This window comes from Cupriavidus sp. FW306-1B-F12B (assembly GCF_058781795.1).
In genome coordinates this window covers 24508-40058 of the sequence record NZ_JBYSXC010000025.1, presented here as the reverse complement: position 1 = coordinate 40058, position 15551 = coordinate 24508, and the positions used below count along the sequence as shown (strand labels likewise).

13 protein-coding genes and 2 tRNA genes are annotated in these 15551 nt (G+C 66.9%); 8 read left to right on the top strand and 7 right to left on the bottom strand.

Annotation, left to right across the window (positions count from 1 at the left end; all coding sequences use genetic code 11):
* Positions 1-66: 66 nt before the first annotated feature.
* Positions 67-330: a DUF1488 family protein gene (locus tag AC3WLE_RS29355; protein ID WP_010813081.1), complete on the bottom strand. Its 264-nt coding sequence runs from the start codon at positions 328-330 to the stop codon at positions 67-69.
* 226 nt (positions 331-556) lie between these two features.
* Here AC3WLE_RS29355 and AC3WLE_RS29350 point away from each other — a divergent pair.
* Positions 557-632 (top strand) — tRNA-Lys (locus AC3WLE_RS29350).
* A 114-nt stretch (positions 633-746) separates the two neighbouring features.
* On the opposite strand, the gene AC3WLE_RS29345 is transcribed toward AC3WLE_RS29350, so the two are convergent.
* Together AC3WLE_RS29345 and AC3WLE_RS29340 are read right to left on the bottom strand one after the other, a co-directional pair.
* On the bottom strand, positions 747-2135 hold the full coding sequence (locus tag AC3WLE_RS29345) for an 8-oxoguanine deaminase (protein WP_492357002.1): 1389 nt from the start codon (positions 2133-2135) through the stop codon (positions 747-749).
* A gap of 133 nt (positions 2136-2268) precedes the next feature.
* Positions 2269-3177: a LysR family transcriptional regulator gene (locus AC3WLE_RS29340; protein WP_492320500.1), complete on the bottom strand. Its 909-nt coding sequence runs from the start codon at positions 3175-3177 to the stop codon at positions 2269-2271.
* A 150-nt stretch (positions 3178-3327) separates the two neighbouring features.
* On the opposite strand from AC3WLE_RS29340, the gene AC3WLE_RS29335 reads away from it, so the two are divergent.
* From AC3WLE_RS29335 to AC3WLE_RS29325, 3 genes are all read left to right on the top strand, one after another.
* A tRNA-Lys gene (locus tag AC3WLE_RS29335) sits at positions 3328-3403 on the top strand.
* Positions 3404-3744: 341 nt separating this feature from the next.
* Positions 3745-4722: a tripartite tricarboxylate transporter substrate binding protein BugE gene (locus AC3WLE_RS29330; RefSeq protein ID WP_492320499.1), complete on the top strand. Its 978-nt coding sequence runs from the start codon at positions 3745-3747 to the stop codon at positions 4720-4722.
* A 319-nt stretch (positions 4723-5041) separates the two neighbouring features.
* Entirely contained in the window at positions 5042-5401 is a 360-nt protein-coding gene (locus AC3WLE_RS29325) for a hypothetical protein (RefSeq protein WP_479941575.1), read from the top strand.
* An 81-nt stretch (positions 5402-5482) separates the two neighbouring features.
* On the opposite strand, the gene scpC is transcribed toward AC3WLE_RS29325, so the two are convergent.
* Positions 5483-7000, bottom strand: coding sequence for a succinyl-CoA:acetate CoA-transferase ScpC (gene scpC, locus AC3WLE_RS29320; RefSeq protein ID WP_492357001.1), 1518 nt, complete (start codon positions 6998-7000; stop codon positions 5483-5485).
* A 394-nt stretch (positions 7001-7394) separates the two neighbouring features.
* Here scpC and AC3WLE_RS29315 point away from each other — a divergent pair, with 394 nt between their 5' ends.
* Positions 7395-7949 (top strand): MarR family transcriptional regulator, encoded by a 555-nt coding sequence (locus AC3WLE_RS29315; protein WP_492320497.1) that lies wholly within the window; start codon positions 7395-7397, stop codon positions 7947-7949.
* A 168-nt stretch (positions 7950-8117) separates the two neighbouring features.
* Positions 8118-12974, top strand: a complete 4857-nt coding sequence (locus tag AC3WLE_RS29310) for an NAD-glutamate dehydrogenase (RefSeq protein WP_492320496.1) — start codon at positions 8118-8120, stop codon at positions 12972-12974.
* A gap of 17 nt (positions 12975-12991) precedes the next feature.
* Here the strand turns inward: AC3WLE_RS29310 and AC3WLE_RS29305 are convergent, their stop codons facing one another.
* The 3 genes from AC3WLE_RS29305 to AC3WLE_RS29295 all read right to left on the bottom strand — a co-directional run bounded on the left by AC3WLE_RS29305 (position 12992) and on the right by AC3WLE_RS29295 (position 14316).
* Complete coding sequence (locus AC3WLE_RS29305; protein WP_492320495.1) at positions 12992-13351, bottom strand: hypothetical protein; 360 nt, start codon at positions 13349-13351, stop codon at positions 12992-12994.
* A 382-nt stretch (positions 13352-13733) separates the two neighbouring features.
* Positions 13734-13967, bottom strand: coding sequence for a hypothetical protein (locus AC3WLE_RS29300; RefSeq protein ID WP_492320493.1), 234 nt, complete (start codon positions 13965-13967; stop codon positions 13734-13736).
* Positions 13968-14007: 40 nt separating this feature from the next.
* Positions 14008-14316: a DUF6566 family protein gene (locus tag AC3WLE_RS29295; protein WP_234788122.1), complete on the bottom strand. Its 309-nt coding sequence runs from the start codon at positions 14314-14316 to the stop codon at positions 14008-14010.
* Between the two features lie 304 nt (positions 14317-14620).
* Between AC3WLE_RS29295 and AC3WLE_RS29290 the strand changes: the two genes are divergently transcribed.
* Positions 14621-14881, top strand: coding sequence for a hypothetical protein (locus AC3WLE_RS29290; RefSeq protein ID WP_492320492.1), 261 nt, complete (start codon positions 14621-14623; stop codon positions 14879-14881).
* Positions 14882-14924: 43 nt separating this feature from the next.
* Positions 14925-15431: a cupin domain-containing protein gene (locus AC3WLE_RS29285; protein WP_492320491.1), complete on the top strand. Its 507-nt coding sequence runs from the start codon at positions 14925-14927 to the stop codon at positions 15429-15431.
* The last annotated feature ends 120 nt before the right edge of the window (positions 15432-15551 follow it).

Here is a 15551-nt window from a genome sequence, read left to right as displayed (position 1 = left end):
TCTGGGAACCTGATAACAGATGGGCGCCCGCGGCATGCCGGGGCCTGGCCGGGGCATCCATCCGCATCAGATCGGCGCCACGTGGGCGCGCTTGACGACGATTGGCTGGGGCGCGCCCTGCTCGATCAGCACCACGGCGGCGCGTTCGATGGTTTCGCGGCCGGCACGGAATGCCTCTTCCAGCGACAGTACCTGGTCGGCACTGAAGCCTTCCCACAGTGCTTCGCGTGTCACCACGCAAGTCACCTTCTCGCCATTGACAAGTGCCTGGAACAACAAGCCTTCATTATTGATGTCGTAGCGCTCTTGCTCTTGGAATTTGATTTCCATCGGTGCAGCCCTCCATATGCAAGTGGAGAAACATCCTAACATGGCTCCGGCAAAATCGTATGGAGAGAGCCCATGCGAATGCGCTCATTGCGAAGACCATCACGGCCGCCTTCGAGTTCCATCCGCGCGTATGTGCGCCTCCCGGTCACAACGACGGGGGTTGTTCCGGCAAGTGCGTCAAACATTTGACAGCGCCAGAAATCATGCTAGAATCTCGTTCTTCGTTGGGGCGTTAGCTCAGTTGGTAGAGCAGCGGACTCTTAATCCGTAGGTCGAGTGTTCGAGTCACTCACGCCCCACCACCGAATACAGAAAGGCCGGAAGCAGCAATGCTTCCGGCCTTTGGCTTTGTGCACTTGCCTGATTGGCTTATCCGCTGCGGCGCAGGCACGTGCCACGCCACAGCGGCCCGTGCATCAGGCGCCCTGGCTGGCGCGCTCGAACAGCGTACGTGCCAGCGCGCGATGGCGCAGCAGCACGTTGGGCAGGTCGGCCGTCAGCAGTGCACCGTCGCGCACCACTTCCCTGCCGTTGATCACGCTCGCCGCGACATTGGCCGGCGTGCAGAACACCAGCGCCGCCACCGGGTCATGGCCGGCGCCGGCAAAGCCGACCTGCGACATGTCGAAGGCGACAAAATCCGCCGACATGCCCGGCGCCAGCGCGCCGATATCGTCGCGGTTGAGCACGCGCGCACCACCCAGCGTGGCAATCTCCAGTGCCTCGCGCGCGCTCATGGCGGCCGGCCCGTAGCCAACGCGCTGCAGCAGCATGGCCTGGCGCGCCTCGCCCAGCATATGCGCGCCGTCGTTCGACGCGCTGCCGTCCACGCCCAGGCCCACCGGCACGCCGGCATCGCGCATGGCCCGCACCGGTGCAATGCCGGACGCCAGCCGCATGTTCGAGCACGGGCAATGCGCCACGCCGGTCCCGGTGCGGGCAAACAGTGCGACGCCCTCGTCGTCCAGCTTGACGCAGTGCGCATGCCACACATCGCGGCCGACCCAGCCCAGGTCCTCGGCATACTGGGCCGGCGTCAGGCCGAATTTCTCACGCGAGTAGGCAATGTCGTTGTCGTTCTCGGCCAGGTGCGTGTGCAGCGACACGCCATAGTGCCGCGCCATATTGGCCGATTCGCGCATCAGGTCGCGCGACACCGAAAACGGCGAGCACGGTGCCAGCACCACGCGCAGCATCGCGTGGCGCGCACTGTCGTGGTACTGCTCCACCAGCCGCTGGCTGTCGCGCAGGATGGCGGCCTCCTCTTCCACCACCACGTCCGGCGGCAAGCCGCCCTTGCTGCGGCCCACGCTCATCGAGCCGCGCGCGGCGTGGAAGCGCATGCCCATCTCCTGCGCCGCGGCAATCGAGTCATCCAGGCGCGAGCCGTTCGGGAACAGGTAGAGGTGGTCGCTGGTGGTGGTGCACCCGGACAGCATCAGCTCGGCCATCGCAGTCTTGGTCGACACCGCGATCATTTCCGGCGTCAGGTGCGACCACAGCAGGTACAGGTTGGTCAGCCACGAGAACAGCTCGGCGTCCTGCGCCGCTGGCACCGCGCGCGTCAGGCTCTGGTACATGTGGTGGTGGGTGTTGACCAGGCCGGGCGTGACCACGCGGCCGCGCATGTCGAGCACCTGCGCGCTGCCGTCGTCGACCATGCGCCGGTACTGCGGCGGCAGTTCCGAGGTGGGACCGACCCAGTGCACGGCGGGGCCTTCGGCAACCAGGGCGCCATCGCGGATCTCGCGGCGCTGCGCATCCATGGTGACCAGCACGTCGGCGTTCAGGGCAATCAGGGTCATGGCGGAATTCCTTCTGCAAAACGAATTGGGGGACGGGATGGCCGCCAGTCTACGGTGGCGAGGTGCCATCCCCCAAGCGCAGAATTCCGATCATCCTGTCCACAAAAAGTGGACACCCGCGACACCCTGTTGCTCAGCGCGCCTGCGCGAACAACACCGCCAGCGCGTCGCCGATGCGCTCGGCCATCAACTCGGCCGCGGCGCTGAGCGGGCCGCGAGCGCGCGCCACCAGCGTCAGCGTCTGGCCCTGCAGGTGGCGGTCGCGCAGCGGCACGTAGACCAGCGCCTGGCGGGCGCGCTCTTCCATCACATCGAGCGGGTTCAGCAGCGCGATGCCGGTGCCCAGCATCACCAGTTGCCGGATCAGCGCGGTCGAGGTGGACTCCGCCACCGGCGAGACCTCGATCGCATTGCGGGCAAAGGCCGCGTCAAGGATGGCGCGGATCGACAGCGACGGCGCCGGCAGGATCAGCGGATAGCCGACGCATTCGCTCAGCAGCGCCGATTGCCGGGCCGCCAGCGCATGGCCCGGCGGCACCACCGCGCCGATCTGCCAGTCGCTGGTGGCCAGCGCGCGGAAGGCGGGCAGCTCAGGCAGGTCATAGCCAAGGCCCAGGTCGGCGTCGCCCTGCTCCACCGCCGCGATGATGTCGGCCACCGGCAGGTCGGCCACGCGCACCACAATGCCCGGGTAGCGCTGGCGGAAGTCATGCACCAGCGATGGCATCAGCGAGCCCGCCAGGCCGGCCGTGACCGCCACGGTGACCTCGCCGCGGCGCGCACCCTTGAAGTCCTCGATGCGCTCGCGCAGCGCATCATGCTCGCGCAGCGTCTGGCGCACGTGGGCCAGCACCATCTCGCCCAGCGGCGTCAGCCGCAGCCGCTTGTTGATGCGCTCGAACAGCGGCGCGCCCAGTTCCGCCTCCAGGTCCAGGATCTGGCGGTTGACCGCGGTCGGCGCCACATGCAGTTGCTCGGCCGCCTTGCGGATCGAACCGCGGCGGACGACCTCGTCGAGATAGCGCAGGACTCTGGCGTGCATGGGCTGGGCAAGCTGGTGGATCGGAACCACCGCGCGGCGGGATAAGCACGGTGGCCTGGCATTGTAGCGGCCAGTGCAGCCTGGCTCGCAAAAATTGCGCGAAGGCTATTGCGTCTTATCCGATACCTTGCTACAATCTTTTTCTTCGTTGGGGCGTTAGCTCAGTTGGTAGAGCAGCGGACTCTTAATCCGTAGGTCGAGTGTTCGAGTCACTCACGCCCCACCAGCGAATTCAGGAAAAGCCGGAAGCCTTGCTTCCGGCTTTTTTCATTTCCGCCGCGCTGCTTTGCGCGCGCGGTCGGCATCGCTGCCGGTTTCTTGATACGCGGGTTCTCACCAATTCCCCTGCGCCCGCTTTCCCGGTTGAATCGCATCCGCGCACATTGTGGAACATAGTTCCGTATCGCGGAACTATCGCAAGGTGCCGGCCGTCGCCGCATCCCGGCACGGCCCGGTCATGCCAGCGCGGGGATCCGTGACAGCGCGGGGCGCAGACGAAAGGTCTGGGTCCGAAGAAACGCCTGCAGCCCGCCTGGCGAATCAGTGAAAGAAGAACGGAGGCACTCCTTGAAAGCAGTTATCAACGCCGGCGCAGCCGCCTGCATCGCGGCCCTTGGCCTGGCCCACGGCCTGGCCCAGGCCCAGTCCTACCCCAACAAGCCGATCCGCCTGATCGTTCCGTTCGCGGCCGGCGGCACCACCGACATCGTTGCGCGCGCGGTCTCCGACGGCCTCGGCCGCGAGCTGGGCCAGCCGGTGGTGGTGGAAAACCGCGGCGGCGGTGGCGGCGCTATCGGCGCCGACGCGCTCGCCAAGTCCGCCCCGGACGGCTACACGCTGGGCATCGCCACCGTCAGCACGATGGCGACCAACCCCGCCACCAACCCCAAGAACCCGTACGACCCGCTCAAGGACTTCGCGCCGATCACCAACCTCGTCAACGTGCCGAACGTACTGACGGTCAACCCGAAGGTGCCGGCCAAGACCCTGAAGGAGTTCGTCGCGATGCTGCAGGCCAGCCCCGGCAAGTACAGCTACGCCTCGGCCGGCAAGGGCAGCATCTCGCACCTGGACGGCGAGCTGTTCAAGGACATTACCAAGACCGACATGGTCCATATCCCCTACCGCGGATCGGGCCCTGCGCTGAACGACACGCTGGCCGGCCAGGTCAACGCGCAGTTCGACAACCTGCCGTCGTCGATGCCGCATATCCAGGCCGGCAAGCTGCGCGCGCTGGCAGTGGCGGCGCCCAAGCGGGTCGAGGGCCTGCCAGACGTGCCGACCTTTGCCGAAGCCGGCATGAAGGACATGAACAACATGGCCTGGTACGGACTGGTGGCCCCGGCCGGCACGCCCACGGCAATCATCACGCGCGTGCATGATGCCGCGGTCAAGGCGCTGCAGGACCCCAACGTCAAGCGCCGCCTGGCCGACAGCGGTGCCTACACCGACGGCAACACCCCGGCGCAGTACGCCGCCCAGATCAAGCGCGAGCTGGACCTGCGCAAGAAGATCGCACGCGACCAGAACATCACACTGGAATAACCGCACGGCGAAACCGTCCCGCGAGGGGTCATGACCGGCTGCCACCTGGCAGCCGGTTTTTTTATGGCTGCCGGTTGAAAATGTGCCATCAGTCACCCACATCTGTCCCAGGATCGTTGCATTTGATCCGGCGCAGTACGCAGGCAACGCCATCGGTATTCAATACTTGTAGAAGAAACTTTCACTTTGCGGACAAGCGCTGACTCGGTACATTAACCGGGTGTTCCGCCACATGTGCCCGGCCGTCACCGGCCAAGCTCGGCCCCAAAACCGGATTCGCGCAGGCGCTGCGCGACCGTCAATCGCGAGGATAAGCAAGATGCTGAAGAAGACCGTTTCGACCCTGATCGTTGCAGCACTGGCCGCGCTGGGCGCGACGCAGGTCTATGCGCAGAAGAACTACACCGAAGGCGGCGATCTCTACGGTGGCAGCCACACCAAGAAGGCCAGCCCGAACCAGAACCCCGCCAAATCCGGCAAGTTCGACCCGTACACCGATGGCGCCAAGCAATCGACCAAGTCGGACCTGACCAACTCGGGCAAGAAGTTCGACCCGAACACGGATGGCGCCAAGTCCGGCAAGTTCGATCCGTACACCGACGGCGCCAAGGCCGGCAAGGCTGATCCGTACACCGACGGCGCCAAGGCGCCTGCCAGCCAGGGCGGCAAGGCGCAGTAAGCCTGCCCCGCCTCCAACCGGCGGCACCAAGGCAAACAGCCCGCTTGCGCGGGCTGTTTTGCTTTTTGGCGGAGGCGGCGCTCAGGCAGCCATCGCCTGGGCCGGCTGCGCGGGCAGCATGGTGCCGCGGTCGCGGAAGCCGACATGCCAGGACAGCGCCTCTTCCATCAGGTGCGGGGTCTGGCCGCCATGGGTGCTGGCGCGCCGGAAGTAGTCGCCCAGCAGCTCGCGGTATTGCGGGTCGGCACAGTTGTCGATGACCGTGCGCGCGCGTTCGCGCGGCGCCAGGCCGCGCAGGTCGGCCAGGCCGTGCTCGGTGACGATGATGTCGACGTCGTGCTCGGTATGGTCCACGTGCGCCACCATCGGCACGATGCTCGAGATATCGCCGCCCTTGGCCACCGACTTGGTCACGAATACCGACAGGTGCGCATTGCGCGCAAAATCGCCGGAGCCACCGATGCCGTTCATCATGTGCGTGCCCCCCACATGCGTGGAGTTGACGTTGCCGTAGATGTCGCACTCCAGCGCCGTGTTGATGGTAATCAGCCCGAGCCGGCGCAGGATCTCAGGATGGTTGCTGATCTCCTGCGGACGCAGCAGCAGGCGCGAGCGATAGCGGTCCAGGTTCGACAGGAAGCGCTGGTACACCTCGCGCGTCAGCGTCACCGAAGAGGCCGAGGCAAACGCCAGCCGCCCCGCATCCAGAAGTTCGATGGTGCTGTCCTGCAGCACCTCGGAATACATCTGCAGGTCACGGAACGGTGAATCGACCATGCCGTGCAACACCGCGTTGGCAATGGTGCCAATGCCCGCCTGCAGCGGCTGCAGCGAGGGCGAGAGCCTGCCGGCGCGGACTTCGCGCAGCAGGAAATCGTTGAGATGGCCGGCGATATTGCGGGTATCGGCATCCGGCGGCAGCGCGTTGGACGGGCTATCGTCCTTGGCGGTGATGACGATGGCCGCGATCTTCTCGGGATCGATGGGGATATACGGCAGGCCAATGCGCTGCTCGGGCGCAATCAGCGGGATCGGCTGGCGGTACGGGCGCTGCACCGGGAAGTAGATGTCGTGCAGCCCTTCCAGCTCCAGCGGCATGTTCAGGTTGATCTCGACGATCACCTTGCGCGCCAGCATGGCGAAGCTGGCCGAGTTGCCGACCGAGGTGCTGGGGATGATGCCGCCCTGCTCGGTAATCGCCACCGCTTCCACCACGGCAACGTCCACCGGTGCGATCTGGCCGGAGCGCAGTTGCTCCACGGTCTCGGACAGGTGCTGGTCGATGAACATCACTTCGCCTGCGTTGATCTTGCGGCGCAGCGTCGCGTCGGACTGGAACGGCAGGCGGCGCGCAATCACGTCCGCCTCGGCCAATACCCGATCGATGTCATTGCCCAGCGACGCGCCGGTCATCAGGGTGATGCGCAGCGGCTCGGTGGCCGCGCGCCGCGCCAGCGCAAACGGGACTTCCTTGCAGTCGCCCGCGCGCGTGAAACCGCTCATCCCAACCGTCATGCCATCGCGGATCAGCGCGGCGGCTTCGTCGGCCGAGACTACCTTGTCGTGCAGCCTGGCCAGGCGAATGCGTTCCTTGTACATCCTTATCTCCGGTCTGGCGGCCGGGCCCGTGCCCGCGCCGCGCGCCCCTGCTGGCCTGAAGGCTCGTTGGCGGGGTCTCCGGCAGGCAGTGTAGCCAGCCGCATATATTCTGGCTGTGATTTAAAGTCATGGCTTCCAGTCGCTTTATTCATAGTCAAAGCCATGCCAGGGGTCGTGCGGGATACTATGTCCCTGTGGTGCCACAGGGCATTCCCGACCTGTCACAATTCCGGCAAAAGATTCTGGTAGTGTCTGGCCCATCGGTCGACCGTGCCCCGCCAGAGAGGCTGCGGCGTCCGTGCCGCCCGGGCCGGCCATGCTCCGGCCCCTGGTACCCGCACGACGGATGCCAGCGCATCGCAGTGGCGGCAAACCAAAACAGGAGACGCCATTCATGCAGCCAAGACCCCTCGAACCCAGCGAGCCGGTTGTCCTTGCCCTGGTTGATGCCGTAACCGCCTGGCAGGGTGCGTTGGAACAGACGCTGTGCGCCTCTGGCCTGAACTACGCCCAGTGGCTGCTGCTGCGGGCCATCCGCCAGGATGCGTTCGTGCGCGGCTCGCCCTTGACGGGCCCGATGCCGATCGATGCCGCTCGTTCCGAGAAGATGCTGGATGAACTGCAGCGCGACGGCTGGATCGAATACGCCGGCACCCAGGCGCCCCGCATTGCAGCAAGCGCAGCCAACCGGCTGCAGCGCACCGCGCAGGCCCTCAGCGCGCTGCACAGCGTGTCGGTGGCAGCGTTCAGTCCGCAAGAGCGTGCTGCGCTGGGCACCCTGCTGGAGCGGATGAAGACCACGCTGAGCGACCACACCACGCGCCAGGTTCGCGCCGGCACCGAAGCCGCCCGGCAGGAGACGGCTGCCGCGCCCTCGCATTGCCCCGGCCTGCCGCCGGTCGCGCACCGCCCCACCTCCTGCCCCACCCTCGCCGCCACGCGCCTCTGAGCGCCGCGCAAGCCGTCCCGCGGGCAGCAGCGGGAGCCGCCCACCTTTCTTCACGCGCCATCGTCATACCCGCCACTTTTCTTGCGCCGGGCAAGCGGTTTTTTCCTAAAGTATGAGCATGCCCCGGCACATGCCGCGGGCCGCCCATCGACACCGCGAGGAGGGATCATGCCGCAGGAGAACGAAGACAAGGTCGCGCACCTGCTGGACGAACTGGCCAGCTTCGCGCGCGAGCGGCTGCCGGCGGCGATGTTCGCCGTGGTCGAGCCCTTCCTGCTGCACTACTACGACCAGGCCGACGCCGAGGACCTGCTCCAGCGCGACGTCGACGATCTCTACGGCGCCGTGATGGCGCACTGGCAGACCGCCCAGAAATTCACCCCCGGCAGTGCGCGCATCCGCGTCTACAACCCCAACCTGGAAGAGCACGGCTGGCATTCGGACCACACCGTGGTCGAGATCGTCAATGACGACATGCCCTTCCTGGTCGACTCGGTGACGATGGAGATCAACCGGCAGGGACTGGCGCTGCACTCGGCCATCCATCCCGTGTTCCGGGTCTGGCGCGACGCGCGCGGCGGCATCGAGCGGATCGCCCCGGGCGGCGCCGGCGAGACCGGGGACAGTTCGCGCCTGGAATCGTTTATCCATTTCGAGATCGACCGCAGCGGCGAGGCCGCGCGGCTGGAAGCGCTGCGCAGCGCCATTGCGCAGGTGCTGGTCGACGTGCGCGCGGCGGTGGAAGACTGGCCGAAGATGTGCGACATCACCCAGGCCACCATCGCCGCGATGGCGCAGGCGCCCGACGCGGCCTCGCCGGAAAGCGCCGAAGCGCGCGCCTTCCTGGACTGGATGATGGATGACCACTTCTCCTTCCTCGGCCAGCGTGACTACCAGCTGGTGTCGCAGGACGGCCGCTACTTCCTGCGCGGCGTGCCGGGCTCGGGCGCGGGCATCCTGCGCGAAAGCCTGCGCGAGCCTGATGCCGAAGACCTCACGCTGCTGCCCGCCGCGGCCACCGCGATCATCGAAGGGGCCTCGCCGATCTTCCTGACCAAGGCCAATTCGCGCGCCACCGTGCACCGGCCGGGCTATCTCGACTATATCGGCGTCAAGCTGCTCGATGAAAACGGGCAGCTGTTCGGCGAGCGGCGCTTTGTCGGCCTGTACACCTCGACTGCCTATATGGCGCCGATCGCGGAAATTCCGCTGGTGCGGCGCAAGTGCGCCAATATCCTGGCGCGCGCGGGCTTCCTGGCCAAGGGGCACCTGTACAAGTCGATGGTGACCATCCTTGAGCAATATCCGCGCGATGAACTGTTCCAGGCCACCGAGGACGAACTGTTCGACATCACCACCGGCATCCTGCGGCTGCAGGAACACCAGCGCACCCGGCTCTTTGTGCGGCGCGACCGCTTCGACCGCTTTGTCTCGTGCCTGGTGTTCGTGCCGCGCGACAAGTACAACACCGACCTGCGCCAAAAGATCCAGAAGCTGCTGACCGCGGCTTTCCACGGCACCAGCTGCGAGTTCACGCCACTGCTGTCCGAGTCGCCGCTGGCGCGCATCCAGCTCACCGTGCGCGGCGAGCCCGGCACCATGCCGCACGTTGATACGCGCGAGCTGGAGGCGCGCATCGTGCACGCCAGCCGCCGCTGGCAGGACGATCTCGCTGAAGCCCTGCATGAAAGCCACGGCGAAGAGCAAGGCAACCGGCTGCTGCAGCGCTACGGCGGCTCGTTCCCCGCCGGCTACCGTGAGGACTACCCGGCCCGCACCGCGGTGCGCGATATCGAGCTGATGGAGCACGCGCTGCGCGGCAACGGCATGGCGATGAACCTGTACCGGCCGATCGAGGCCGCGCCGGGGGTGTTCCGCTTCAAGGTGTACCGTGCCGGCGAGCCGATCGCGCTGTCGCACAGCCTGCCCATGCTGGAACACCTGGGCGTGCGCGTGGATGAAGAGCGCCCCTACCTGATCGAACCCGACAGCGGCGCGCCGGTATGGGTGCACGACTTCGGGCTGGAGATTGCCGACAGCGGCAGCGCGGCGGAATTCGACATCGCGCGCGTCAAGGCCTTGTTCGAGGATGCCTTCGCGCGCGCCTGGCACGGCGAGATCGAGAACGATGACTTCAACCGCCTGGTGCTGCGCGCCGAGCTGGCCGCACGCGACGTCACCATCCTGCGCGCCTATGCCCGCTACCTGCGCCAGGTGGGCTCGACCTTCAGTGACGCCTATATCGAGCGCGCGCTGACCGGCAACGCGGCCATTGCCGCCATGCTGGTCGGCCTGTTCGTGGCGCGCTTCGACACCTTCAGCGAGGTCGCCACCGACACCGCCCGCCAGGCGCGCTGCGACAAGCTGCTGGCCGATATCGGCGCGGCGCTGGACAAGGTGCCCAACCTGGATGAGGACCGCATCCTGCGGCTCTTCCTGGGCGTGATCAACGCCACCGTGCGCACCAACTATTTCCACCGCGGCGAGGAAGGCCAGCCGCGCCCGTATGTGTCGTTCAAGTTCAATCCCGCGCTGGTCCCCGGCCTGCCCGAGCCGCGCCCGATGTTCGAGATCTGGGTCTACTCGCCGCGCGTTGAGGGCGTGCACCTGCGCGGCGGGCGCGTGGCCCGCGGCGGACTGCGCTGGTCAGACCGGCGCGAGGACTTCCGCACTGAAGTGCTGGGCCTGATGAAGGCGCAGATGGTCAAGAACACGGTGATCGTTCCGGTGGGCTCCAAGGGCGGCTTCGTGGTCAAGCGCCCGCCCCCGCCCACCGACCGCGATGCATTCCTGCAGGAGGGCATTGCCTGCTACCAGACCTTCCTGCGCGGGCTGCTGGACCTGACCGACAACCTCGTCGGCGGCCAGCTGGTGCCGCCACCCGAGGTGGTGCGCCACGACGACAACGACCCCTACCTGGTGGTCGCCGCCGACAAGGGCACCGCGACGTTCTCCGACTTCGCCAACGCGATCTCGGCCGAATACGGCTTCTGGCTGGGCGATGCCTTTGCGTCCGGGGGCTCGGTCGGCTATGACCACAAGAAGATGGGCATTACCGCGCGCGGTGCGTGGGAATCGGTCAAGCGGCATTTCCGCGAGATGGGTGTCGATATCCAGACCACGGACTTCACCGTGGCCGGCATCGGCGACATGTCGGGCGACGTGTTCGGCAACGGCATGCTGCTGTCGCCGCATATCCGGCTGGTGGCGGCTTTCGACCACCGGCATATCTTCCTCGATCCCGACCCGGACACGGCAAGGAGCCTGCAGGAGCGCACGCGGCTGTTCGGCCTGCCCCGCTCCAGCTGGGCCGACTACGACGCCACGCTGATCTCCGCCGGCGGCGGCATCTATCCGCGCAGCGCCAAGACCATCGCGCTGTCGCCGCAGGTGCAGGCGGTGCTGGGGGTCACGGCAGCCACGCTGTCGCCGGCCGAGCTGATCCACGCCATCCTGATGGCGCCGGTCGACCTGCTCTACAACGGCGGCATCGGCACCTACGTCAAGTCCAGCCAGGAAACCCACCTGCAGGCCGGCGACCGCACCAACGACGCGGTGCGTGTCAACGGCAATGACCTGCGCTGCAAGGTGGTCGGCGAAGGCGGCAATCTCGGCTTCACCCAGCTGGGCCGCATCGAGTTCGCGCGCAAGGGCGGGCGCATCAACACCGACGCCATCGACAACTCGGCCGGGGTGGACTGCTCGGACCACGAGGTCAATATCAAGATCCTGCTCGGGCTGGTGGTTGCCGACGGCGAAATGACCGAGAAGCAGCGCAATAAGCTGCTGGCCGAGATGACCGACGAGGTCGGCCTGCTGGTGCTGCAGGACAACTACTACCAGACCCAGGCACTGTCCGTGGCCGGGCGCAGCAGCCCCGCGCTGCTCGACGGCGAGGCGCGCCTGGTGCGCTGGCTGGAGCGCGCCGGACGGCTCAACCGGCCGCTGGAGTTCCTGCCTTCGGAGGAAGAAATCGCCGAGCGCAAGCTGGCCGATGAAGGCCTGGCATCGCCCGAGCGTGCCGTGCTGCTTGCCTACAGCAAGATGTGGCTGTACGACGAACTGCTGGCCTCCGACGTGCCGGAAGACACGCTGGTCGCCGGACTGCTGTCGGACTATTTCCCGGTGCCGCTGCGCCAGCGTTACGCCGACGCGATGCAGCGCCACCCGCTGCGGCGCGAGATCCTGTCGACGCACCTGACCAATATGCTGGTCAACCGTATCGGCGCCACCTTCGTGCACCGGATCATGGAAGAGACCGACGCACGCCCGGCCGATATCGTGCGCGCCTGCCTGATCGCACGCGATGTCTTCGGCCTGACCACCCTGTGGCAGGAGATCGATGCGCTGGACAACCGTGTGGCCGATGCCGAGCAGGCGCGCATGTTCGGGGCCGTGGCGCTGCTGCTGGAGCGCGCGTGCCTGTGGTTCATCCGCTATCTGCGCAGCGGCAGCAAGGCCGCCGAGGACCTGGCGCGCTTTGCCCAGGCCGCGCAATGGCTGGCCCCGCAACTGCCGCGGCTGCTGCCGCCGGCCGATGCGACGGCACTGTCAGAGCGCACCCGGGCCTTGACGGATGCAGGGGTCGACGAAGCGCTGGCTGTGCGCGTGGCCGGCAGCGAGATCTCCGCCGCCGCGCTCGATATCGCCGAAGTGGCCACCGCATGCGAACGCAGCCTGGACCTGGTGGCGGGGGTTTATTTCGCGCTGGACAGCCACCTGAGCTTCAGCTGGCTGCGCGAGCGCGCGCTGGCGCTGCCATCGGACACGCACTGGGACCTGCTGGCACGCACCACCACGCTGGAAGACCTGGGGCGGCTCAAGCGCGCACTGACCGTCAGCGTGCTGTCACAGGCGGGTGAACTGGATACGCCCGAAGCCATGATCGATGCCTGGCGCTCCAGCCGTCATGGCGCGCTGGAACGCTTTACGCGCATGCTGGCCGACCAGCGCGCCTCGGGGGCTGCGGGGCTGTCGATGCTGTCGGTCGCGGTGCGCGAGATCGGCATGCTGGAACGCGCATAGCGCTGGCCAGCCCGCGCTTATTCGTCTGCTTCCGCGTCCGTGTCGAGGTCCGCATCGTCACCGATGCCGGCGCCGGCGCCACGCGGGCGCAGTTCCAGCCCGAGCAGGACCAGCAGGTCGAAGGCATCGGAAAGCAGGTGTTTCTGCCTGGGCAGCAGGCTGGCGTACGGCATGTCGTAGATCGACTGGTGCGCGGCACGCTCGCCCTTGAGGCCGCGGTCACGCGCGATATCCGACAGCAGCGCGGCAAACCCTGAGAGGTCCTGCGCTGCCAGTGCTGAATTCAATACCTTGGCGATCACTTCCGGCGAAGCGTTCGCCCAGCCCATGCGTTCAGCATTGGAGGCAGAGTCTTGAGGAAGGTCGGCAAAGTCCATGATTGTGTATAACGGTCCCGCCTGAGCAAGCTTAAGGCGGCAACCATGTGGATTTGACCCCACATGCGTGGGGTGACATGGCTTGCCGTCCGCCGATCCGGGCTAGCGCGGTACCGGCTTCGCCGCCACCTGGCGGTAGACCGTGCTGCCGTCGCGCGCGGTGCGTGCGTGGACGTGATTGCGTGCGCCGCACTGCGGGCAACGGAACACGGGACCCTGCCCTTCATTGCGGATCTGCACCTCATTCGGCTCCCAGCGCGCACCGCAAGCCTGGTTCCCACAAACAAACATGAAATCTCCTTGAAACAGACGCCCGAGAGCCTGAGCCGGGCGCGATACGGGGCATGGCCGCACTGCCCGGTGGCGGCGCGGCCATGCCTGCTCAGCCGTGATTATCAGGCCAGTCGACCGGGCGCGCGCCCATTCGCCACATATTCGGCGGCTCACCCAATGCCGTGCTCTGGTACATCCAGGCGCCGCAGCCGGTGCAGCGCCAGCGGCTGTCGACCTTGCACCGGTTGCTCATGGCCGCAATGCCCGAGGCAGCCAGGTGCTCGTGTGGCGGCACGCTGGACGGTTCGCCCACCAGCTGATGACACAGGTCACAGGCGTGCATCGGCATCTCCTGTCATGGCGATGATTGCGCGCCGGCGCCCTCAGCCATTGTGCTGCACCCATTGCCGCGCCCACGAAATCGCCGCGGCGCGCGCATCTTCGGGCGTGGCGTGCGTGGCCGGCGGCGCGCCGCCCTCCAGCACCACGGCGCCCGACTCCCAGATATCGCACAGGGCCTTGAATCGCCCCATGCCCAGCGCGTGGCAATACACGTGGATCACGAAGCCGCCGTACTCCACCACGTCAGTGGCAGTATCGGTCAGCGCCTGATCCGCGGTGGGATCGGACGGCACCAGCGGCACATCGGGCTGGCGCAGCACCCGCCGCTCCGCGGCCGTGCGCACCAGCATGGCGCAGGCACCGCCCACCGCCGCGCCCAGCACCACGCCCAAACCAAACCAGCAAGCCCTGCTCCCGCACCTCGCCATGGCATCCCCCGCAGCGACCCTGCCGGTCCTGGCACGACCATGCTGTGCGACCGGCATCGCTTTCAGGTTATACCAATACAGGCCGACACCGCTTGCCACCAACTTCCACGCGGCAATGGCACAGCGCCGCAGGGTGTGGCGGCGCACGAAAATGAGAATCGTCGGGGATGACCGAAGCGCTGGCCAGAGCTATACTGTACATCCATACAGTATTCGGATACTGCCCATGCCCTTGTACCAGTCCGATTCCATCCTGCTCGAGGCCTACTACTTCGGCGACGACAGCGAATCCCTGCGCCTGCCTTGCGGCAGTGTCTGCGTGGACGCCGGCGCCATCCTCGTCGACGGCATCGAGCCACTCCAGTTGCAGGCCCTGCGCTGGACGCCGGATTTCCTGTCCTTCGACGCCCAGGGCACCCGTCACCGCTACCCGGTCAGCCGCCCCACCCTCGTCGGCCCCGGCCAGGCACGCTTCGCACTGCTTTAAGCTACGGCTTCCGCATCGCCGATGCGCCACGCCGCTTGCCCACATGCCAGACCTCAGCCCGACCGCCAGCCAACTGATCCGCTCGCTCGACCTGCAGCCGCATCCGGAAGGCGGCTACTACCGCGAAACCTATCGCGGCGAAGAGCAGGTCGTCTGCCAGGACGGCCGCACACGCGCAGCCTGCACCGCGATCCACTACATGCTGTGCGGCAACGACTATTCCGCGTGGCATCGCATCCGGTCCGACGAACTCTGGCACTACCACGCAGGCTCCCCCGTGGACGTGCACCGGATCGTGGACGGCACCATCGTCACGCAGCGCCTGGGCGACCCGCTGCGGCATCCCGGCGCGGCCTTCCAGGCAATGGTGCCCGCCGGCCAATGGTTTGCCGCCGAACGCGTGGATATGGCCGATGGCATGGACTTCGCCCTGGTCGGCTGCACCGTGGCACCAGCCTTCCAGTTCAGCGAATTCGAACTGGCCGACGCAACGGCGCTTGCCGGCCTGGCATGCGGACATGACGCGCTGTTGCGCAGGCTGGCGCGCTAGCCTCCACCCAAAAAACAGCCCGCGGCGGCGGGGTGCGGGCGGGCTGGTGAGTACAGCGGGACCAGTCTAAGCCAGGGTACCGGCGCGCCATGACGGGAGAACCCGGGTATCTCGCCGCCT